Genomic DNA, 22,995 nt, shown 5'->3' with positions numbered 1-22,995 from the left:
TCAAAGCAGATGGTTGCGTCTGGCGAACTCGCGCAACACCACCAGTGAACTGACTCCGAGCTTGAGCATCAGGCGAGTCTTGTAGGTACTGATGGTCTTGTGGCTCAGGTTCATCTCCTGAGCGATGTCCTTGTTGGGCTTGCCATGTGCCAATTGCACGAGGATATGTAATTCACGATTGGACAATCCTTCGATCTGCTGTTGCTCGTCACTGTGCACACCGGAATGCCCTGCACTGACTTCAGGCAATTCCTGAAAATAGCTGTAACCCGAACGGACTGCCTTGATCGCACTCTGCAGCTGCTGCAACTCGGCAGACTTGGCCACAAAAGCCATTGCACCTGCACGCCGGCAACGCACCAGGTAGCTGTTCGGGTCGGCTGATGAAAAAATCACGATTTTGCAGATCATCCCGAGGGCATTGATCCGGTCCAGCACTTCGAGGCCGCCCATGCCCTTGAGCTTCAAATCGAGCACGATCAATGTCGGCGCGTGGGCACGGATCATCGGCACCACGTCGACGCCACTCGAAGCGACATGAATCGGTTTATAGCCCAGTGACTCCAGAACCATTCTGACGGCACCGACAACCACCGGGTGATCGTCGACGATCAATGCTGAATCCATGACCACTCCCGGGCGAATACATGACGATGACGCCACCGATCCTGCATGAACGGGACGACGGGTAGCTGCGCTACAACTGTTGCACGGGACACATGGCGAAACACCTGTCAGACCTGACAGTTGCGCCATCGGGCGATCTGTGATTTGGCGCTCCATCACGCAAGGGATTTTGCCGGGCGCACATGCGATGAGCGCACCCGGGAAGCCTCGACCGACGCCATCAACTGTGTGATGGCGCTCATTGAGGGCAGCGCGGCGTTGCAACTGGTGATCTTTGGCCGAAAGTATCCGGGAACATCCGATGAGTTCAGCGCTTCGCCGTAGACCAGCGCATGCCGGACCTGCGCCAGATCGAACAGGAAACCGTGCAGATCCGGCATTCCGCCTGCCAGTTGAGAGTCGGTCACCAGTACATCGAACGGCTCGCGACCATAATCGATCAGTGTCAGCAGTTCGGTGAAGTTCTGCACCGGCGCAATGCGGTAGTAATCGAGGGCATTGAACATCCGCTCGATCTTCATCCGGTGAAAGTGCTGGGTGTCGGCGATCAAAATACGCAAGGTTTTGTCGGCCATCGTGGAAGTCCCGCCAGTCGCTTGAAGTGGCGGCAAGACTACCCAAGCATCGAGGCATGCTCTGTAGGACTATTCCGAAAATAACCGTCACTCATCCGGATTGACGGCCACCCATGCCATTGCCGGACGATGGGCGTTCGCCAGGTTACTCCGTGGTACTCGGACTCCAGAACGCCTGTACCACCAGGTTCGACGTTGAAATCCGCTTCACCAGCGCGTCCAGTTCATCGCCGTCCACCGAAGTCGTTGCGAGCGTCGCTTCGATCTCGATTTCGTCGGCACCGAAGGCGTGTACATCGACATCACTGGCCGGGTAGTTACTGCGTTCGAGCTCGGCTTCAAGCAAGGCGAACACGGCGGTCTGCTGCGAGCGCCGGGCGATCACGTAGACGATGTTGGTGACTTCCGCCGAAACCACATCCAGCGGCTGGCGGTTGATGTTGTTGACGATCGGCCGCAGCAAGGTATTCGCGGCGAGCACGAACAAGGTGCCGAGCACGGCTTCGGCCAGCAGGTCGGCGCCGGCACAGGCGCCGACCGCTGCCGAAGTCCAAAGCGTGGCGGCCGTGTTGAGACCGCGCACATTGCCTTCTTCGCGCATGATCACACCGGCGCCGAGAAAGCCGATCCCGGACACCACGTAGGCGACCACCCGCACCGCGCCTTCGGCTCCGCCGAGGCGGTTGGCCATGTCGACGAAAATCGCCGCACCGACCGCCACCAGCACGTTGGTGCGCAAGCCTGCCGTGCGTTGCCGGTACTGGCGCTCAAAACCGATCAGGCCGCCGAGGATGAAGGCCGCGCTGAGGCTGACCAGGGTGTCGAGCAGCGAGTCGAGGTTGATGTTGTTGATGGCTTGCATGTTGAACTCCTTGAAACCGCCCCCCCTTGCTCCCACAAGGGGGGAATCATTCCTGTTACTGCCAGCCGAAACGGCGGATGTAGAAGCCTTTAACGGCCTGGGTCAGTGCCATGTACGCCAGCAGGATCACCGGCAGGAACACGAAGTACATCGACGGCAGCGCCTGCAGTTTGAAGTAGTGCGCCAGCGGCCCCATCGGCAGGAAGATGCCCACGACCATGATGATTCCGGTCATCACCAGCAGCGGCATGGCCGCGCGGCTTTGCAGGAACGGAATCTTCGGCGTGCGGATCATGTGCACGATCAGCGTCTGGGTCAGCAACCCAACCACGAACCAGCCGGACTGGAACAGGGTCTGGTGATCCGGGGTGTTGGCATCGAACACGTACCACATCAATGCGAACGTTGTGATGTCAAAGATCGAACTGATCGGGCCGAAGAACAGCATGAAGCGCCCTACGTCCCCTGGCTGCCAGCGTTGCGGCTGTTTCAGCATTTCGTCGTCGACGTTGTCGAACGGGATCGCGATCTGCGAAATGTCATACAGCAGGTTCTGCACCAGCAGATGCATCGGCAGCATCGGCAGGAACGGAATGAACGCACTGGCGACCAATACCGAGAACACGTTGCCGAAGTTCGAGCTGGCGGTCATCTTGATGTACTTGAGCATGTTGGCGAAGGTCCGGCGCCCTTCCAGCACGCCCTCCTCCAATACCATCAGGCTCTTTTCCAGCAGGATGATGTCGGCCGCTTCCTTGGCGATGTCCACCGCGCTGTCCACGGAAATACCGATGTCCGCGGTGCGCAGGGCCGGTGCGTCGTTGATGCCGTCGCCCATGAACCCGACCACGTGGCCGTTGCCCTTGAGGATGCGCACGATGCGTTCCTTGTGGGTCGGCGTCAGTTTGGCGAACACGTTGGTGGTTTCAACGGCCACCGCCAGTTGCGCGTCGCTCATGCGTTCGATGTCGTTGCCCATCAACAGGCCTTGCTGCGCCAGGCCTACCTCGCGGCAGATCTTGGCGGTCACCAGTTCGTTGTCGCCGGTCAGCACTTTCACGGCCACGCCGTGTTCGGCCAGGGCCTTGAGTGCTGGTGCGGTGCTTTCCTTCGGCGGATCGAGGAATGCCACGTAACCGATCAGCGTCAGTTCCTGCTCGTCGCCCAGGCTGTAAGTGTCGCGACCTTCAGGCATCGACCGTGCCGCCACCGCGACCACGCGCAAGCCTTCAGCGTTGAATGCTGCTGTTACCTGACGAATTCTCGCCAGCAATTCATCGCTCAAGGCTTCGTCGACTTCACCGTGACGAACCCGGGTGCACACCGACAACACCTCTTCCACCGCGCCTTTGCAGATCAACTGATGCGGTTGGCCGTGGCCTTCGACCACCACCGACATGCGCCGGCGATTGAAGTCGAACGGAATCTCGTCGACCTTGCGATATGCCGTGCCGACCTTCAGTTCACGGTGGACTTCCACGTGTTCCAGCACCGCCACGTCGAGCAGGTTTTTCAGCCCGGTCTGGTAGTAGCTGTTCAGATAAGCCATTTCCAGCACGTCATCGGAATCCTCACCCCAGACATCGACATTGCGTGCCAGGAAGATCTTGTCCTGGGTCAACGTGCCGGTCTTGTCGGTGCACAACACGTCCATGGCGCCGAAGTTCTGGATCGCGTCCAGGCGTTTGACGATGACTTTCTTGCGCGACAGGAACACCGCGCCCTTGGCCAGCGTCGAGGTAACGATCATCGGCAGCATTTCCGGGGTCAGGCCCACGGCGATCGACAGTGCGAACAGCAGCGCTTCGGTCCAGTCGCCCTTGGTGAAACCGTTGATGAACAACACCAGCGGCGCCATGACGAACATGAAGCGGATCAACAGCCAGCTGACTTTGTTCACCCCTTGCTGGAACGAAGTCACCGCCCGATCCGTTGCCCCGACCCGCAGCGCCAGCGCACCGAAATAGGTGCTGTTGCCGGTGGTGAGAATCACCGCCACCGCCGTGCCGGACACCACGTTGGTGCCCATGAACAGGATGTTGTCCAGCTCCAGCGGGTTGCGTGTATCGCGGTCCGCCTGGCGGGGGAATTTCTCCACTGGCATCGATTCGCCGGTCATCGCCGCCTGGCTGACGAACAGATCCTTGGCGCTGAGCACCCGGCAATCGGCGGGAATCATGTCGCCGGCCGAGAGTACGATCAGATCGCCCGGCACCAGTTGCTTGATCGGCAGCTCGGTGCGCGGCGCATCCCGGCGCAGCACGGTGGCGGTGTTGCTGACCATCGCCTTGAGCGCGTCCGCCGCCTGGTTGGATTTGCTTTCCTGCCAGAAGCGCAGCAGGGTCGAGAGCACCACCATCGAGAAGATCACCGTGGCGGCTTTCAGGTCATCGGTCAGCCACGAGATCACCGCCAACAGGGTCAGCAGCAGGTTGAACGGGTTTTTGTAGCAGTGCCACAGGTGGGTCCACCACGGCAGCGGTTGCTCATGCTCGACTTCGTTGAGGCCATGCTGTGCACGCAGCACATCGACTTCGAAATCGGTGAGTCCGTCGGTGTGGGTGCCGAGGTTAGACAGCAGTACGCCGCTGTCGCAATGGGCAGCGTCCACCAGCGTATTGGCCAGGGTGGGCGGCACTTCACGGCTGACCGTGGTGTCGCGAAGACTTTCCAGCACGGCCAGACGACGGAAGTGCCGGGCGATGTGACGGGTCCGCAGGAAGCCTGCGAAAAATTCCTTGAGCGTAAGTTTCATGGCTGTTGCCCCTATGGTCAGCCGGGAAACCGTCAAGCAGGTACGTCCAGCCCTCTTGCACCGAAAATTCGGCACGGCAAAGGTTGGCGCGCCAGTCAAAAAAGACAGGCGTGTCGATAGGGCTGCGATTGCGACGATAAAGTCGAAACCACGCTCTTTTCAGCGTCGATGAGAAGGACGTCGGGACATGGTCTCAACTGACCATGATCGGGATGCCGCTGCTCGCTGTTCGGCGAGACAACGGCACAAAGGAATGCGCGTTATCTTGCCGAGAATCTGCCGGTTACAAGGACCGGCCGACAACTGTCACTCGAACAAGTACCCACTGTGGGTCTCCGCTATTGATGAAAACGCGCGAAGCTTACGCCCCGATGCCTGGAGAGTAAACCCGTAAAAGGAATGAGGTTGAGGGATGTGGAGGTCATTCAGGAAGGGTTCAGGATTGGCCCGAAAACGACTCCCGCGCTCGGCGCGGGAGTCGTCAGGAAGTCATCAGCTGGCAGTTGCCAGCAACAAATCCATCACCGAACGGCTGTGCCCACGGTTCTTGCCATGCTCATACAGCGAGCCGGCAATTTCGTCCGCACGGATCGGCAGGATCGACAGCAGCGTATCGCTCAGACCGTGGCTGGCCTGGCAGAAGCCCTGCATGTACAGACCGGCCTTGCAGCGCTCGTCGGTAATCAGTTTGTAGTTGCGATCGACCTCGAAGTCGCCCAGGTACTCTTCCAGCGGCGCCAGCAGTTTGCGGTGCATCTGACGCTCGTAACCGGTGGCCAGCACCACGGCGTCGTAGACGCGCACGGTAACTTCACCCGTGGCGTTGTTGCGCACCGCCAGTTCGATGCCGCGTTCGGTAGCGGTGGCTTTCTCGACAGTGGTCAGGGTGCGGAACGCGTGGCGCGCAACACCTGAGACTTTCTGGCGATAGAAGATGCCGTAGATGCGCTCGATCAGGTCGATATCGACCACCGAGTAGTTGGTGTTGTGGTACTCGTTGACCAAACGCTCACGCTCGCTGCTCTGCTGCTGGAAGATCAGGTCGGTGAATTCCGGCGAGAACACTTCGTTGACGAACGGGCTGTCGTCCGCCGGCTTCAGCGCCGAACCGCGCAGGATCATGTCGACCTGCACCGACGGGAACGAATCGTTCAGATCGATGAAGGCTTCCGCCGCGCTCTGGCCGCCGCCGATGATTGCGATGCTCATCGGCTGGTTGTTGACGCACGGTTGCTTGGCCATCTCGGCCAGGTATTGCGAGTGGTGGAACACCCGGGCATCGCCCTTGAGCGCCTTGAACGATTCGGGAATGCGCGGGGTGCCACCGGCGCTGACCACCACCGAGCGCGCGGTGCGCACGAATTGCTGGCCGTCGGTGCCACGGGAAATCACCCGCAACGCTTCGACCTGATGGTTGTGCAGCACCGGCTCGATGGTCAGCACTTCTTCGCCATAACGACTCTGTTCGGTGAACTGTGCGGCGACCCAGCGCAGGTAGTCGTTGTACTCCATGCGGCACGGGTAGAAGGTGCCGAGGTTGATGAAGTCCACCAGACGCCCGTGGTGCTTGAGGTAATTGACGAACGAGTACGGGCTGGTCGGGTTGCGCAGGGTCACCAGATCCTTGAGAAAGGAAATCTGCAATTCGCTCTGGGTCGACAGCGTATTGCCGTGCCAGCTGTAGGTCGGTTGCTTGTCGAGAAACAGCACATCCAGCTCGCCGAGGGTCGGAGCACGCTCCTGCAGAGCGATGGCCAACGCCAGGTTCGAAGGGCCGAAACCGACGCCGATCAGATCGTGAACGATGGGCGATGCAATTGCCTGTGTCATTTCCAGTGTCCTCTGGATGAACCCCCGAACAGCGCGGAGGAAGAGCTTGGGTGACCGGCCGGCCCGGGACAGGACAACAGGTCGTCTGTTGAGTAGGAACGAGGACAGTGAAATAAAATTTAACGCAGGGGCTTCAGTGGGCATCCCATTGCTTGATTCGCTGGCGGCAATGCCTCATGGCATTGACGATGTGCTTTTCCACCAGGGCCTTGGAAATGCCAAGGCGTTCGGCGATCTCGGGATGGGACATGCCTTCGATCTTGCGCAGCAGAAAACTGTCGCGGCACAGCGGTGCAAGCTCGGCCAATGCGCGTTGCAACATGTCCAGGCGCTGGCCATGGTCGAGGGTGCTGTGGGGGGACGGGGTGAAATAGCGCTCTTCGCTGTCGAGCACTTCCAGCGATTCGGCCTGACGCAGGGCATTGCGTCGATGATCGTCGATCACCAGATTCAGCGCGGTGCGATAGAGGAAGGCCCGGGGTTGTTCGATCGGCGTATCGCTGGAACGCTCCAGTACCCGCACATAGGCGTCATGCACCACATCTTCGGCCACCTGTCGGTTGCCGAGCTTGGCGTTCAGGAAACACACCAGCTCGCGATAGTAGTTTTCCAACATGACTCCCGGCCGCTTGAATGCGGGTCCTGTCCTTGAGCACACCGTTTTTCCGGGCCCCGCGAAGCGGTAGCACGATGGTGGCAACGTGAGGCGCGTAATTTATAGTAATTCTCATATAGATTTAAAGTAGTGATTCTCCTTCGCTGACAAATAGCCCGTTCCGGCAACCTGTAACTTCGTGTGTGAACACTTAAATTCCCTTGCACATGCATCGTTTACAGGACAGCTCCCCCGTGTCTGTCGTGCCTTGCGACAGCGTTCAGCGACCGACCGAACCTGTTCACCTGCTGAACGACGGGCCGAATTCCACTGGCCGGAACCCTGCATGAAACGTCCCCTCCCCGCCCGCCGTGCCCTGTTCGTTGCCCTTTGCCTGATCCCCGTCATCGCGGTTGCCGCGTGGCAAGTACTGCCGCCCGGCCGTGAAACGCTTGCCACCGTTCAAGTGACCCGTGGCGACATCGAAAACAGCGTGACCGCCCTGGGCACTCTGCAACCGCGTCGCTATGTGGATGTCGGCGCGCAGGCGTCCGGGCAGATCCAGAAAATTCACGTCGAGGCCGGTGATGTGGTCAAGGAAGGCCAGTTGCTCGTGGAAATCGATCCCTCCACGCAAAAGGCCAAGCTCGACGCCGGTCGGTTCTCCATCGAGAACCTGAAGGCGCAGTTGCAGGAACAACGCGCCCAGCATGAGCTGGCGCAGCAGAAGTACCAGCGCCAGCAGAAACTCGCCGCCGGGGGCGCCACCCGCGAGGAAGACGTCCAGACCGCCCGGGCCGAAGTACGCGCCACCCAGGCCCGGATCGACATGTTCCAGGCACAGATCCGTCAGGCCCAGGCCAGTCTGCGCAGTGACGAGGCCGAGCTTGGCTACACACGCATTTACGCGCCGATGTCCGGCACCGTGGTGGCCGTGGGCGCCCGTGAAGGCCAGACACTCAACGCGCAACAGCAGACCCCGCTGATTCTGCGGATCGCGCGGCTTTCCCCGATGACAGTGTGGGCCGAGGTTTCCGAAGCCGACATCGGTCACGTCAAGCCGGGCATGACCGCTTACTTCACGACCCTCAGCGGCGGCAGCCGGCGCTGGAGCAGCACCGTACGGCAGATCCTGCCGGTGCCGCCGCGTCCCCTTGAGCAAAGTCAGGGCGCCAGTCCCACCAGTGGTCGCAGCGGCAGCGAAAGGGTGGTGCTTTACACGGTGTTGCTGGATGTCGAAAACACCGACAACAGCCTGATGACCGACATGACGGCCCAGGTGTTCTTCGTTTCACAGCAGGCGCAAAACACCCTGACCGTGCCCACTGCCGCTCTGCAGCGCAGCAGCCGTGCGGACTGGCAATCGGCGCAGGTCGTCGCCGCCAATGGCGAGATTCAATCCCGGGAAGTCCGGATCGGCATCCGCGACCGCTTGCGCACGCAAATCCTCGAAGGGCTTGCCGAAGGCGATCACGTCCTGAGCAGTCCGGCCACCGGCAACGGAGGCTGAATGCAAACGCCCCTGATTGACCTGCGGCAGATCCGCAAAGCCTACGGCGGCGGCGACAGCCCGCTGGTGGAAGTGCTGCGCGGCATTGATCTGTCAATTCATGCCGGCGAATTCGTGGCGATCGTCGGCGCCTCCGGCTCCGGCAAATCGACACTGATGAACATCCTCGGCTGCCTCGACCGTCCCAGCAGCGGCGAGTACCTGTTTGCCGGGGAAAATGTCGCCCGGCTGGACACCGACGCCCTGGCCTGGCTGCGCCGCGAAGCGTTCGGATTCGTGTTCCAGGGCTATCACCTGATTCCGTCCGGCTCGGCCCAGGAAAACGTCGAGATGCCGGCGATCTATGCCGGCACTCCCGCCACCGAACGCCACGCCCGGGCCCACGCCCTGCTCACCCGTCTGGGCCTCGGCAGCCGCACCGCCAACCGCCCGCACCAGCTCTCCGGCGGACAACAGCAGCGGGTGTCGATTGCCCGGGCGCTGATGAATGGCGGCCATATCATTCTTGCCGACGAACCCACTGGCGCGCTGGACAGCCACAGTGGCGCCGAGGTCATGACCCTGCTCGACGAACTGGCGGATCAGGGCCACGTGGTGATTCTCATCACCCACGACCGCGAAGTCGCACAACGCGCCAAGCGCATCATCGAAATCCGCGATGGCCTGATCATCAGCGATACCGCCGCCCCGCAATCACCGGCCACACCCACCGCCGGCTCCGGCACATTGCAAGCCGTGGATCTGCGCGAGCGCCTGACCACCGGCAGCACCCAGAGCGGCGCCTGGAAAGGCGAACTGGTGGATGCCGTGCAAGCGGCCTGGCGCGTCATGTGGGTCAACCGCTTCCGCACCGCGCTGACCCTGCTGGGGATCGTCATCGGCGTCGCGTCCGTGGTGGTCATGCTGGCGGTTGGCGAAGGCAGCAAGCGCCAGGTGATGGCGCAGATGGGGGCATTCGGCTCCAACATCATCTATCTCAGCGGCGCAGCGCCCAACCCGCGCACACCGCCGGGTATCATCACCCTCGATGACGTCGCCGAACTGGCCGCCCTGCCTCAAGTGGAACGCATCATGCCGGTCAACGGCGCGACCGCCGGCGTGCGTTTCGGCAATGCCGACCACACCAGTTACGTGGGTGGCAACGACACCAACTTCCCGACCATCTTCAACTGGCCGGTGATCCAGGGCAGCTATTTCACCCAAGCCGATGAAGACAACGCCGCGGCCGTCGCGGTGATCGGGACCAAGGTGCGCGACAAACTGCTCAAGGATGTCGCCGACCCTGTCGGTCAGTACATCCTGATCGAAAACGTGCCGTTCCAGGTCCTCGGGGTACTCGCGGAAAAAGGCTCCAGCTCCGGCGACTCGGACAGTGACAACCGGATCGCCGTGCCCTACTCCGCCGCCAGCATGCGCCTGTTCGGCAGCCGCAATCCGGAATACGTAGTGATTGCCGCGCGCGATGCGCGCCGTGTCAAGGAAGCCGAGCACGCCATCGAACAAGCGATGCTGCGCCGGCACAACGGGAAGAAGGATTTCGAGCTGACCAACAACGCCGCGATGATCCAGGCCGAAGCTCGCACTCAGGGCACGCTGTCGCTGATGCTCGGGGCGATTGCCGCCATTTCCCTGTTGGTGGGCGGTATCGGCGTGATGAACATCATGCTCATGACCGTGCGCGAACGCACCCGGGAAATCGGTATCCGCATGGCCACCGGCGCCCGTCAGCGCGACATCCTGCGCCAGTTCCTGACCGAAGCGGTGATGCTCTCGGTGGTCGGCGGCATTGCCGGCATCAGCCTGGCGATGCTGGTCGGCGGTGTGCTGCAACTCAGCGGTGTGGCCATGGCGTTCCAGTGGATCGCCGTGATCGGCGCCTTCGGTTGCGCGCTGGCCACCGGCGTCATCTTCGGCTTCATGCCGGCCCGCAAGGCCGCCCGGCTCGACCCGGTCAAGGCCCTCACCAGTGAATGATCGACCTATGAAAGCCCACCTGACACTTCTCGCCGCCAGCGTTTTGCTGGCGGCCTGCGGCAGCCCCGCGCCGCGCCCCGACAGCGGCCTGCAACCACCGCCGACCTGGCAATCGCCGGAACATCCCGGCGCCAGCCAGAGCGATCGACAATGGTGGACGCACTTCGGCAGCTCGGAACTCGACCAGTTGATCGATCAGGCAAGACTGGGCAGCCATGACCTGGCCGCCGCCGTCGCCCGGGTCCGCCAGGCCCAGGCCGGTGCGACCATCGCCGGCGCCCCGCTGCTGCCGGAAATCAAGGCCGGTCTGAATGCCAACCGGCAGAAACTCCTGCACGGCAAAGGCTACAGCCAACTCGATGTGAACCCGAACAAACGCTCGCTGGATTATTACGATGCCGAGTTGAGCGCCAGTTACGAAATCGATTTCTGGGGTGGCAAACGCGCCGCCCGGGACAGCGCGGTGTTCGCCGTGCAGGCCAGCAAGTTCGATCGCTCGACGGTGGAACTGACCCTGCAAAGCGCCGTCGCCAACAGCTACACCCAGGCCTTGGCGCTGCGTGAGCAGGCGCGGATTGCCGAGCTCAACCTGGCCAATGCGCAGAGCGTGCTGCATCTGGTGCAGACCCGTTACGACGCCGGCGGCGCCACGGCGCTGGAGCTGGCTCAGCAAAAGAGCCTGGTCGCCGAGCAACAGCGCAAACTGCCTTTGACGCAACAACAAGCGCGCGAGGCCCTGATCACCCTGGCGGCACTGCTCGGCCAACCCGTGCAGGAATTGCCGTCGCCCAAACAGTCGTTCGCCCAATTGCAATGGCCGGACATTGCCAGCGGCGTGCCCAGCGACCTGCTGCAACGACGTCCGGACATCGCCAGCGCCGAAGCAAAACTGGCCGCTGCCCAGGCGGATGTTACCGTTGCCCGCGCCGCCATGCTGCCCAAGCTGACACTGACCGCCAGCCTGGGTACCGGCGCCGACCTCGCAGCGGATCTGCTGCGCACCACTTTCTACAATCTGTCGTCGGGCCTGGTGGCGCCGATCTTCAACAACGGTCGCCTCGGCGCCGAGCGCGACAAGGCCACGGCGCGCCAGGAAGAGCTGCTGGAGACCTATCGCGGCGCGATCATCAATGGTTTTGCGGACGTCGAAAAAGCCCTGACGAGCATTCGCGGCCTCGATGAGCAACGTCAGTGGCAAAGCGAAGAACTGCGCCAGGCACAGACCGCGTTCGACATTGCCCAGAGTCGCTATCAGGCCGGCGCCGAGGATCTGCTGACGGTGCTGCAGACCCAGCGCACGCTGTACGCCGCCCAGGACTTGAACGTGCAACTGCGGCTGTCACGCCTGCAGGCCAGCATTGCGCTGTACAAGGCACTGGGCGGGGGCTGGCAAGTAATCTGAAAACAGCCTGGTTCAAGGCAAAAAAAATCGCAGCCCGTAAGCTGCGATTTTTTTGTCTTCAGAGCTGCCGCCCTTTGACCTTCAGGTGCCTGGCGTACCACGGCCGCTGCGGAATCCGGCGAAACAGATCGGCCATGTTGTTTTCATCGCCGAAGGTGATGCGCAACGCCAGTTTCATGGTTTCCGGGTCCATCTCCACCGAGCGCCCCACCTGCAGGCCGGGAACGGTGCTGCAACCATGGGTGTCCGGGCCGAGCCACGGGTCATCGACCTCGACCCATCGTCCCGGCGCAAACCATGGCACGCCATTGACCTGCAGACGGCTCACTTCACCCGGATGAAAGCGTTCGTGAGCGCGATACCAGTCCTCGATGCGGTCGTCGATCCAGCCATGGAAACGCCAGAACACCGGGTTCACATGGGAGGAAAACGGGTCGCCGAGGAAGTCGTTTTCGGCGGCGTACCAACGGGCCGCGAAGTCCGCCTGGTCCCGGGCCATCGGCAGCGGAATATCGTTGGAAGGATCGCGCGCCACTGACGCCCAGCGCATGTGCAGCCAGTCGTGCAGGCCCAGTTCGACTTCCGAGCCGAATTGGCCGAGGGTCAGTTTCGAGAGATAGCGCGGATCGGTGTACTGCGACTCCCAGACCTGGAAGTTGCTGTGATAGGTCTCGGCGGCCTTGATGTCACTGACCCACTTTGTGTATTCGTCATCGCCCTCCGCCAGCCAGGTCGGTGGCAAGGCGTTGCCGTCGTGGTTGTCGAAGTAGCGGGCAAAGCCCTGACGGTCACGTTCCAGTTCAGGTTGCGGCGCGGGGAATCTCGACCACGACGGCAGATCCTGCATCGAACGGGCGACGCCCAGCATGTGCCGATGCATGAAGAAAAAGTCGACGCCCGAGCCGTTGCGATCCTTCCGTGGCCCACGTGCGTCGCGCTCCTTGTCCCGGGGGCCGGGTTGCCAGCCGATACCGCGCAACGCGTCGCGTTTTTTCTCCGACAGTTTGTGCCACTTGTCCCGCGAGGCATGCCAGAGCTGGTGGAACAGGCGATGCTCGGGCGACACCAGCCACGCCAGCAATGTCGGGGTCAGGCCGGTCCGCTCGCGGGCCTCGGGGAAGCGGCGCTTGATCGCGATGAAACGATTGTCGAGTTCCGGCAAAGCCAGCGGCCGGTCCAGCCGCAGCACCTGCCCGGTAAACGTGCCGCTGCCGGCGTTGCCGAAGGCCGCCCAGACTTCGTCCAGCTTGACCCGGAACTCATAGACTGCCGGCGCTTGTGGCATGTCCGTACGCATCAGGCGCCAGTAAAGCTCGGCGCCATTGCCCGGAGCCAGATCGCCAATGACCTCATAGTGCGGCGAAGCGTCGGTACGCAAGCGAGGGCCGGTATCGAGATACCCGCGCAAACCACGCCCGCGCTGGGCAATATCGAGAAACAGTTCCAGGCCTTCACGGGGCAAGCCGTCTAGTCCGGCATTGGCCCCCGTGAAGCGGATGTCCCAGATTCCGCGCAGGTTGTCGGCCAGTTGCTGCCCGGCGGTGTCCGCCAGATCGACCGTGGCCTCGCCCGGCGTGATCGGCTCCTCCTCGCGGGTCAGCTCACGATGTGCATAAAAAGCGGCAGGCAGCGCAGCGCCCGTGAGTGCCATGCCCGCCATGAACCAGCGTCGAGAGATCGTCATTGCCCTACCTGTGTCAGCCATGAAGCAGGCTTTATCCAAGCTAGAACGTTTGCTGGATCGGTAAATTTATCGCTGTCCGAAAAGAACCTCTTCATGCCCGGCATCGTCGCCCGTTGTTTTGCCGCCACGCTAAATTCTTTGTCGTCTCAGTCGTTCCTCCCAGATAGCAAAGGCCCCTGCGCCTGTAACTCGACGGCGAACCTGAATGAGATGGCAATGACAAAACCGCGTTCGAAAAAGGCTCTATACATCGGCCTGCCGCTGGCCATGGCAATCAGTGCCGGCGCAGGCTTCCTGGCCTGGGATTACTGGTTCAGGGACAACCCCGGCTATCCGGTCAAGGTGATGAAACAGGCCACCGAACTGCAGGACCGGATCCTGTCGTTCGACAGCCACATCACCGTGCCCCTGAGCTTCGGCGCTCACGGCAATGAAGCCGACAAGGATGGCTCCGGGCAGTTCGACCTGATCAAGGCCAATCGTGGGCGGTTGTCCGGCGCGGCACTGACCGTGTTCGGCTGGCCGGAAATGTGGAACGGCCCGAACGCGCCACACCGCCCTACCGACGGTTTCGTCGAAGAAGCGCGCAATCAGCAGGAGGTGCGTTACAAGATCATTTCCGGGCTGGTGCGCGACTTTCCCAATCAGGTCGGCATCGCCTACACCCCTGACGATTTCCGCCGACTGCACGGCGAAGGCAAGTTTGCGATTTTCATCAGCATGCTCAACGCCTACCCGCTGGGCAACGACCTGAGCAAGCTGGACCTGTGGGCCGGTCGCGGCATGCGCATGTTCGGCTTCAGCTACATCGGCAACAACAGCTGGGCGGACTCTTCGCGCCCGCTGCCGTTTTTCAATGATTCCCCGGATGCACTCGACGGTCTCTCCGATATCGGCAAACAGGCCGTGCACCGCCTCAATGACCTGGGCGTGATCATCGATGTCTCGCAGATGTCGACCAAGGGCCTGGAACAGGTCGCGCAACTGAGCCGCACGCCGCTGGTGGCTTCGCACTCGGCGCCCAGAGCGGCCGTGGACATTCCGCGCAACCTCAGCGACAAGGAGTTGCAGCTGATCAAGAACAGCGGTGGCGTGGTGCAGGTGGTCGGCTTTTCGCAATATCTCAAGCCGCTGACCCAAGGCACCCAGGACAAGCTCAACGCGCTGCGTGCGCGTTTCGACCTGCCGCCACTGCCGAACCTGGCCATGGCCCTGATGCCGGGCGACCCGATCATCACTGCCTGGTCGGAACAGAAACTTGGTCAGTACGCCAGCGGCCTGTACGGGATTCTCGAAGAAGAACCGAAAGCCACCCTCAAGGATCTTGGCGACGCCATCGACTACACCGTGCGCAAGATCGGTATCGACCACGTCGGCATCGCTTCCGACTTCAACGACGGCGGCGGCATCAAGGGTTGGGAGAACGTCGGCGAGATCCGCAACGTCACCGCCGAACTGATCCAGCGCGGTTACTCCGAAGCGGACATCGCCAAGCTGTGGGGCGGCAACTTCCTGCGGGTCTGGGAACAGGTACAGAAAGCCGCCAGACCTGCGCTGCTCTCCCGCCAGGACACGACCCGACCATGACCGACCGCCGCACTTTCCTGAAACAGGCCGGCGTACTGGCGGCCACCCTGCCGCTGGGCGTCAGCCTGGCTGCACCCGCCCGGGCGGCCGATCCGCAGGCCTCGCCGCAGGACAAATGGGCGACCCTGCGCGGAATGTTCGAACAGGATCCGCAGTCGATCCACTTCGCCAACTTCCTCGTCACCTCCCACCCAAAACCTGTGCGTGAAGCCATCGCTCGCTACCGTGCAGACATCGACCGCAATCCGGGCCTGGCCATGGATTGGGATCTGGGCGTCACCGAACAGCGCGAAGAAAACGTGCGGGTCTGGGCCGGCAAATACCTGCAGGCCAGGCCGAGCCAGATCGCCCTCACCGGCAGCACCACCGAAGGCCTGGCAATGATCTATGGCAGTGTGCAGGTGCGCCCGGACCAGGAGATCCTGACCACGGTTCACGAGCATTACTCCACCCGCAACATCCTCGATTTCCGCACCGCCCGCGACGGCACCCGGGTGCGCAAACTCAAGTTGTTCGAGAACCCGCAAGACGTGTCGATGGACCAGGTGCTCGACACTATCAATCGCAATATCCGCCCCGAAACCCGCGTCCTCGGCATGACCTGGGTGCATTCGGGCAGCGGCGTGAAACTGCCGATCGGCGACATCGCCCGCCTCGTCGACGAACACAACCGGAATCGGGACGACAAGGACCGGATCATTTACGTGGTCGATGGCGTGCACGGTTTCGGCGTCGAAGACCTGGATTTCCCGCAGATGAATTGCGATTTCTTCATCGCCGGCACGCACAAATGGATGTTCGGCCCCCGCGGCACCGGCATCGTCTGCAGTCGCAGCGACGAAGTGAAATACGTCAGCCCCAGCGTGCCGACTTTTTCCGAAGCCACGACCTTCGCCAACACCATGACGCCGGGCGGCTATCACGCCTTCGAACACCGCTGGGCGGTGGACGAAGCGTTCAAGCTGCACCTGCAACTGGGCAAGGCCGACGTGCAGGCGCGCATCCATCAGCTCAACAGCTACCTGAAACAGCGTTTGCAGGAACAGCCAGGAATCGAACTGGTGACGCCGGTCGATCCGAAGTTCTCCGCCGGCTTCAGTTTCTTCCGGGTCAAGGGTCGCGACAGCGATGACATCGCCGCCCGCCTGATGAAAAACCGCGTGGTCTGCGATGCGGTCAGCCGCGACGTCGGCCCGGTGATCCGTACCGCGCCCGGCCTGCTCAACACCGAAGCCGAAGTAGACCGTTTCCTCGATTTGCTGGGCAAGACGCTGCGCGCCTGAACCCTGCGCCCCGGTTTCCTTTACACAGAGACGACCCATGAAAAAGCCTCACGCCTCAACCGCCTTCAAGGCGTTGCCCGCCCTGGCCCTGACTGCCCTGTGCGCGGCCCTTCTGCCCGGCACTGCCACGGCCGCCACCCCGCCGGCCCCCGGCAAGGTGTTCAAGGACTGCAAGGACTGCCCGGAAATGGTGGTCCTGCCGACCGGCAGTTTCACCATGGGCACACCGGACGACGAGGTCGGCCGCGAACCCGACGAAGGTCCGCGCCATCAAGTGACCTTCACCCGACCGTTCGCCATCAGCCGCTTTCAAGTGCTGGTCGGCGAGTGGGACGCCTACGTCCGCGAGACCGGCGCCAAGCCCTATGACTTCGATGATCGCCCGGGCCGTCGCTGCACCGCCGGCAAGCCGGAATTCAAGCAGACCCAGCGCGATCCGGCCGTGTGCATGAACGTGGCCGAAGCCCAGGGCTACATCGACTGGCTGTCGAAAAAGACCGGCCACAGCTATCGCCTGCCGAGCGAGTCGATCCGCGAATACGCGGCCCGTGGCGGCAGCACCGGCCCGTTCCCCTTCCCGTTCGATGAAGGCAGCGATTACCAGATCTCCAAGCATGCCAACACTTACGGCGCCGCCGACGGTTACAACTTCACCTCCCCGGCCGGCACCTTCCCGGCCAACGCCTTTGGCGTGTACGACGCCCACGGCAATGTCTACGAGTGGACCGCCGACTGCTATCACAAGGATTACTCCGGCGTGCCCGACGACGGCCGTCCATGGACCCAGGAGAACTGCGAACGCCAGGTCATGCGCGGCAACGACTGGGGCGAAGCACCGGTGTTTTCCCGCTCGGGCAACCGCAACAGCAGCTGGCCGACCAGCAAGGGCGACTGGCTCGGTTTTCGCGTAGTGCGCGACCTCTGATCCTGCCTGTAAGCGACCGCAGCCTGTCTGCGGTCGTTGTTAAAGAAACCCCGTGACCATTCGTTTTCCTTACATACCGGCACTCCCTCCGCACCGAAGCAGGATTCCTCCATGACCAAGCCAACGCGTGGGGCGATCAACGAATTGTTCGCCCTGCTCAAGCCCTTCCGCCTGATTGTCTGCGTGTCTATCGTGCTCGGCATGATCGGCGGCCTGAGCGTCACCGTGCTGCTGGCGACCATCAACAACGCCTTGCACTCGTCCGACGGACTGACCCGCACCGTGGTGATGATTTTCGCCGGGCTGTGCGCCCTGGCCTTGCTGACCACAATCCTGTCCGACATCGGCACCAACTATGTCGGTCAACACATCATCGCCCGCCTGCGCAAGGAGCTGGGAGAGAAGGTGCTGTCGGCGCCGATCGACCAGATCGAGCGCTACCGCAGCCATCGCCTGATCCCCGTGCTGACCCATGACGTGGACACCATCAGCGACTTCGCCTTTGCATTCGCGCCGCTGGCCATTTCCATGACGGTGACCTTGGGCTGCCTCGGCTACCTGGCCATGCTGTCCTGGCCGATGTTCCTGATGATGCTGGTGGCGATTGCCATCGGCACCACCATCCAGGCGATTGCCCGGGCCAAGGGCATGCGCGGTTTCTACGCCGCGCGCGACTCCGAGGACGAACTGCAAAAGCACTACAACGCGATTGCCGAAGGTGCCAAGGAACTGCGCATCCACCGTCCGCGCCGCCAGCGCATGTTTGTCTCGGGCATCCAGAAAACCGCGGAAAAGATCTGCGATACCCAGATCCGCTCCATCAACACCTTCGTGATCGCCAAGTCGTTCGGCTCCATGCTGTTCTTCGTGGTGATCGGCATGGCGCTGGCCCTGCAATCGTTCTGGCCGAGCGGTGACCAGGCGGTGATGAGCGGTTTCGTGCTGGTGCTGCTGTACATGAAAGGCCCTCTGGAACATCTGGTCGGCACGCTGCCGATCATCAGCCGCGCACAGATCGCGTTCCGCCGGATTGCCGAACTGAGCGAGCAGTTCTCCTCGCCTGAGCCCCACCTGTTGCTGGAGGATCATGGCAGCAAACCCGGTGTGGTCAGCCACCTGGAACTGAACAACGTACGCTACGCCTTCCCGCCCGTCCCCGGCAGCGAGCCGTTCCGCCTCGGGCCGGTCAACCTGCGCATCGAGCAAGGCGACATCGTGTTCATCGTCGGTGAAAACGGTTGTGGCAAGACCACCCTGATCAAACTCCTGCTGGGCCTGTATGCGCCCACCGAAGGTGAAATCCGGGTCAACGGCCAGCCGATCACCGCCCTCAACCGCGACGACTATCGACAGAATTTCACCACGATCTTTGCCGACTACTACCTGTTCGACGACCTGATCCAGGGTGATCGCGAAGTCCCGCAGGACGCCACCCGCTACCTCGAACGGCTGGAGATCGCGCACAAGGTCAGCGTGCGTGACGGCGCCTTCAGCACCACCGACCTGTCTACCGGCCAACGCAAGCGCCTGGCGCTGGTCAATGCCTGGCTCGAGGAGCGTCCGGTGCTGGTGTTCGACGAATGGGCCGCCGACCAGGACCCGACATTCCGGCGGATTTTCTACACCGAACTGCTGCCCGACCTGAAACGGCTGGGCAAGACCATCATCGTGATTTCCCACGATGACCGTTACTTCGACGTTGCCGATCAACTGGTGCGCATGGAGGCCGGCAAGGTCAAAAGCGAACTGCAAACCGCTTGATCGATGAAGCCGCGGCCAGACCGGAAAAAATATTTCCGGTTTACCGCGGCTTCCTCGTCTCAATCAGACAAATAAGAACCATTAACAACTATACCTGCCAAGGTCTTAATCACATGTCCGCATCCCGCTTCATGCTTCGACCACTGACCCGAGCCCTGCTCATGCACGGTGCCTCCCGCTCTCGCCTGGCCACCACCGGCCTGGGACTGGCAATGACAATGGCCGTCACTCCGTATGTCCAGGCCCAGGAATGGACCCTGAACATCCCGGCGCAGCCACTGGCCCAGGCCCTGCAATCGCTCGGTCAGCAGACCAGCCTGCAGATCATCTACAGCCCGGAAAGCCTGCAAGGCCTGCGTTCCACCGCCCTCAGCGGCCGATACGCAGACGACAGCGCAATCGCGGCCATGCTCAAGGGCACCGGCATCCGTCATCAGCGTGACGGCAACACCGTGACCCTGCTGGCACCCGCCAACGGCAGCGCGATGGAACTGGCACCGACCAACATCAACGGCCAGCGCCTGACAGAGACCACCGAAGGCAGCAACTCCTACACCACCGGCGGCGTGACCATCGGCAAGGGCGTGCACTCGCTGAAGGAGACCCCGCAGTCGGTCACGGTCATGACCCGCAAGATGCTGGATGACCAGAACCTCAACACCATCGAACAAGTGATGGAAAAGACCCCGGGCATCACCGTTTACGATTCGCCCATGGGCGGCAAGTATTTCTACTCCCGCGGTTTCCGCATGAGCGGCCAGTATCAATACGACGGCGTGCCGCTGGACATCGGCAGCAGCTACGTACAGGCCGACAGCTTCAACAGCGACATGGCCATCTATGACCGCGTCGAAGTGCTGCGCGGTGCCGCCGGCATGATGAAAGGCGCAGGCGGTACGGCCGGTGGCGTCAACTTCGTGCGCAAGCGCGGCCAGGACACCCCGCACACCCAACTGTCGCTTTCGGCAGGCTCGTGGGACAACTATCGCGGTCAGGTCGACACCGGCGGCCCGCTGAACGACGCCGGCACCATCCGTGGCCGCGCCGTGGTCACCCAGCAGACCCGTCAGTACTTTTATGACGTGGCCAGCCGCAAGGACCAGATCTACTACGGCGCCCTGGACTTCGACCTCAACCCCGACACCACGCTGGGCCTGGGCATGGCCTATGAAGACGTCGACGCCACACCTTGCTGGGGCGGTCTGCCGCGCTACGCCGATGGCTCCGACCTGCACCTCAAACGCTCCACCTGCCTGAACACCTCGTGGAACAACCAGCGCAGCAAACGCGCCACCTACTTCGGCGACGTGAAACACCAGTTCAACGACGACTGGTCCCTGAAGGTGGCCGGGGTCTTCTCACGCAACACCCAGGACATGGAATACGCGTTTCCGAGCGGCGCGGTGCCGGTCGGCGCCACCAGCTCCAACACGCTGATGCTGGGGAGCATCTACGACTACGAGCAGACCGACTACGGCTTCGATGCCTACGTGGACGGCAAATTCGACGCGTTCGGACAGCAGCACGAAATCACCGTCGGCGCCAACGCCAGCCGCTCCCGCAAGGATGACTTCTACGCCGTGGCGGCCCTGCCACAGCGCCAGAACGTGCTGGACCCGAACCATCACCTGCCCAAGCCTGACGAAAGCTACTACCTGGCCAATGCCTCCCGGGGCGGTCCGGTAGACATCAGCATCAAGCAATACGGCGTTTACTCCACCGCCCGCCTGAAACTGGCCGATCCACTGACCTTCGTGCTGGGCAGTCGTGTCAGCTGGTACAAGTCCGACTCCGACTCCGTGCAGTACTTCCGCGGCGAAGGCACCCCGGTCAACACCAAGTCCACCGAAACCGGACAGGTCACCCCTTTTGCCGGACTGTTGTTCGATCTCAACGACAACCTGACCGCGTACGCCAGCTACACCGATATCTTCACCCCGCAGGGCGGCTACAAGACCATCGACGGCGGCACCCTCAAACCGCTGATCGGCCAGAGCTACGAGCTGGGTATCAAGGGCGAGTGGTTCGACGGTCGCCTGAACAGCTCCTTCAACCTGTTCCGCACCATTCAGAAAGACGCGGCCCAGGATGACCCGCGCTGCGAAGACAGCTCCTGCTCGCTGAACTCCGGCAAGGTCCGCGCCCAAGGCTTCGAAGCGGAAGTCAGCGGTGAAGTGATCGATCGTCTGCAACTGCTGGCCGGCTACACCTACACCCAGACCAAAGTGCTGGAAGATGCCGACGCCACCCAGGACGGCGTGGTCTACAACTCCTACGTACCGCGCCACCTGCTGCGCGTCTGGGGTGACTACAGCCTGAGCGGCCCCCTGGATCGCGTCACCATCGGTGCCGGCGTCAACGCCCAGAGCGGCAACTACCGCACCTCGCCACTGGGCGGTGACAACATCACCCAGTCGGGTTACGCGGTCTGGAACGGTCGCATCGGCTACCGCATCGATGACACCTGGTCCGTCGCCCTCAACGGCAACAACCTGTTCGACAAACGCTACTACGCCACTGTGGGCACCGAAGGTTTCGGTAACTTCTACGGCGATCCGCGTAACTTCGTGATGTCGGTCAAAGCCGACTTCTGATTGCAGCGCCCATGAAAAAACCCCGCATTGCGGGGTTTTTTTTCACCTGCGATCTGCTCTGTGGCTCAGTTCAAAACGCGATGCAGCGCCCGGCTCAGGGTTTCGTGTACCTGCAGGACATCGGGCATCACCGACGCCAGCCTGAGCAAGTCGTGGGTCAGCCCCGGGCAGTGCTCGAGCTCGACGCTCACCCCGTGCTCACGCAACTTGTCGACATACGCCTGCCCCTCATCGAGCAGTGGATCGAACCCGGCCAGCACCACAATGGCCGGGGCGACACCCCGCAGATCGTCGGCCAGCAACGGCGAGAAACGCCAGTCCAGATAATCTTCCGGAGTGCGCGCGTAATGCCCATAAAACCAGTCCAGCGTCTCGTCTTCGAGCAGATAGCCTTCGCTGAACAAGGCCCGCGAATCATGGGCACGCGAGGCGTCAGTGACCGGATAGCACAACAACTGAGCCTTGGGCGCGATGGCCACGGTGTGCGGCTGGACCACCGCTTGCACCGCCAGCACGGTGGCCAGCGTGGCCCCGGCGCTGTCACCGCCGAACGCGACCCGGCCTAGGTCCAGGCCCAACGAAGCCGCGTGTTCGGCCAGCCACGACAAGGCGTCCTCACCGTCTTCCAGCGCCGTCGGGAAACGGTGCTCCGGCGCCAGTCGATAGCCTACCGAAAGCACCGCGCACGGCGTGCGCCGGCAGAACTCGCGGCACACGCCGTCATGGGAATCCAGGCTCCCGACCACAAACCCGCCACCGTGGAAATACACCAGCACCGGCATTGGCGCTGACTCACCGTGCGGGCGATACAGGCGCAGCGCCAGAGGCGCGCCGTCCCGAGCGGTCGCGCTGATGGCTTGCACGTCCAGGTCTTCGGGCGCCGTCCAGCGCAACTGCGCGGTGGTCTGTTCGAAGGTATCCCGGGCCTGGGCCGGGGTCATTTGGTGCAGCGCCGGCAGACCGGCCTCCTGGCTGTCTTGAGCCAGGTCGAGAAAGGCTTCCAGATCAGGGTGTAACGACATCGCGAAGAT

At 62.3% G+C, this 22,995-nt stretch carries 16 protein-coding genes; 8 read left to right on the top strand and 8 right to left on the bottom strand.

Annotation, left to right across the window (positions count from 1 at the left end; translation table 11 throughout):
- The 6 genes from DLD99_RS10150 to DLD99_RS10125 form a co-directional block, all read right to left on the bottom strand.
- Positions 1–627 (bottom strand): response regulator transcription factor, encoded by a 627-nt coding sequence (locus DLD99_RS10150; protein WP_114882086.1) that lies wholly within the window; start codon positions 625–627, stop codon positions 1–3.
- Between the two features lie 155 nt (positions 628–782).
- On the bottom strand, positions 783–1,202 hold the full coding sequence (locus DLD99_RS10145; RefSeq protein ID WP_114882085.1) for a chemotaxis protein CheY: 420 nt from the start codon (positions 1,200–1,202) through the stop codon (positions 783–785).
- Between the two features lie 145 nt (positions 1,203–1,347).
- A complete protein-coding gene (locus DLD99_RS10140; RefSeq protein WP_085711975.1) occupies positions 1,348–2,064 on the bottom strand; it encodes an MgtC/SapB family protein in 717 nt (238 codons plus the stop codon).
- A 55-nt stretch (positions 2,065–2,119) separates the two neighbouring features.
- Entirely contained in the window at positions 2,120–4,819 is a 2,700-nt protein-coding gene (gene mgtA / locus DLD99_RS10135) for a magnesium-translocating P-type ATPase (protein WP_114882084.1), read from the bottom strand.
- A gap of 492 nt (positions 4,820–5,311) precedes the next feature.
- Positions 5,312–6,649, bottom strand: a complete 1,338-nt coding sequence (locus DLD99_RS10130; RefSeq protein WP_114882083.1) for a lysine N(6)-hydroxylase/L-ornithine N(5)-oxygenase family protein — start codon at positions 6,647–6,649, stop codon at positions 5,312–5,314.
- A 133-nt stretch (positions 6,650–6,782) separates the two neighbouring features.
- On the bottom strand, positions 6,783–7,265 hold the full coding sequence (locus DLD99_RS10125) for a sigma-70 family RNA polymerase sigma factor (protein ID WP_114882082.1): 483 nt from the start codon (positions 7,263–7,265) through the stop codon (positions 6,783–6,785).
- 325 nt (positions 7,266–7,590) lie between these two features.
- On the opposite strand from DLD99_RS10125, the gene DLD99_RS10120 reads away from it, so the two are divergent.
- The 3 genes from DLD99_RS10120 to DLD99_RS10110 are packed head-to-tail and all read left to right on the top strand — an operon-like array spanning position 7,591 to position 12,130.
- Positions 7,591–8,754 (top strand): efflux RND transporter periplasmic adaptor subunit, encoded by a 1,164-nt coding sequence (locus DLD99_RS10120; RefSeq protein WP_114882081.1) that lies wholly within the window; start codon positions 7,591–7,593, stop codon positions 8,752–8,754.
- Positions 8,755–10,728, top strand: a complete 1,974-nt coding sequence (locus DLD99_RS10115) for a MacB family efflux pump subunit (protein ID WP_114882080.1) — start codon at positions 8,755–8,757, stop codon at positions 10,726–10,728.
- Positions 10,729–10,735: 7 nt separating this feature from the next.
- Entirely contained in the window at positions 10,736–12,130 is a 1,395-nt protein-coding gene (locus DLD99_RS10110; RefSeq protein ID WP_114882079.1) for an efflux transporter outer membrane subunit, read from the top strand.
- Positions 12,131–12,188: 58 nt separating this feature from the next.
- On the opposite strand, the gene pvdP is transcribed toward DLD99_RS10110, so the two are convergent.
- A complete protein-coding gene (pvdP, locus tag DLD99_RS10105) occupies positions 12,189–13,814 on the bottom strand; it encodes a pyoverdine maturation tyrosinase PvdP (RefSeq protein ID WP_114882078.1) in 1,626 nt (541 codons plus the stop codon).
- Between the two features lie 216 nt (positions 13,815–14,030).
- Here pvdP and pvdM point away from each other — a divergent pair, with 216 nt between their 5' ends.
- The 5 genes from pvdM to DLD99_RS10080 all read left to right on the top strand — a co-directional run bounded on the left by pvdM (position 14,031) and on the right by DLD99_RS10080 (position 21,964).
- The gene (pvdM, locus tag DLD99_RS10100) at positions 14,031–15,401 is read left to right on the top strand and encodes a pyoverdine-tailoring dipeptidase-like protein PvdM (protein ID WP_114882077.1); all 1,371 of its coding nucleotides are present in this window, start codon (positions 14,031–14,033) and stop codon (positions 15,399–15,401) included.
- Positions 15,398–16,684, top strand: a complete 1,287-nt coding sequence (gene pvdN / locus DLD99_RS10095) for a pyoverdine-tailoring periplasmic protein PvdN (protein WP_114882076.1) — start codon at positions 15,398–15,400, stop codon at positions 16,682–16,684. Before pvdM ends, pvdN begins: the two co-directional genes overlap by 4 nt.
- Positions 16,685–16,721: 37 nt before the next feature.
- Positions 16,722–17,609, top strand: coding sequence for a dihydropyoverdine dehydrogenase (pvdO, locus tag DLD99_RS10090; RefSeq protein WP_114882075.1), 888 nt, complete (start codon positions 16,722–16,724; stop codon positions 17,607–17,609).
- A 111-nt stretch (positions 17,610–17,720) separates the two neighbouring features.
- Positions 17,721–19,370 (top strand): cyclic peptide export ABC transporter, encoded by a 1,650-nt coding sequence (locus DLD99_RS10085; protein WP_085711964.1) that lies wholly within the window; start codon positions 17,721–17,723, stop codon positions 19,368–19,370.
- A 113-nt stretch (positions 19,371–19,483) separates the two neighbouring features.
- Entirely contained in the window at positions 19,484–21,964 is a 2,481-nt protein-coding gene (locus DLD99_RS10080) for a TonB-dependent siderophore receptor (protein ID WP_114882074.1), read from the top strand.
- A 65-nt stretch (positions 21,965–22,029) separates the two neighbouring features.
- Here DLD99_RS10080 and DLD99_RS10075 read toward each other — a convergent pair whose 3' ends face one another.
- On the bottom strand, positions 22,030–22,986 hold the full coding sequence (locus DLD99_RS10075; protein ID WP_114882073.1) for an alpha/beta hydrolase: 957 nt from the start codon (positions 22,984–22,986) through the stop codon (positions 22,030–22,032).
- Positions 22,987–22,995 lie beyond the last annotated feature (9 nt).

The organism is Pseudomonas kribbensis, from assembly GCF_003352185.1.
GTDB classification, from domain to species: domain Bacteria; phylum Pseudomonadota; class Gammaproteobacteria; order Pseudomonadales; family Pseudomonadaceae; genus Aquipseudomonas; species Aquipseudomonas kribbensis.
This window is presented reverse-complemented; position numbering and strand designations above follow the sequence as displayed.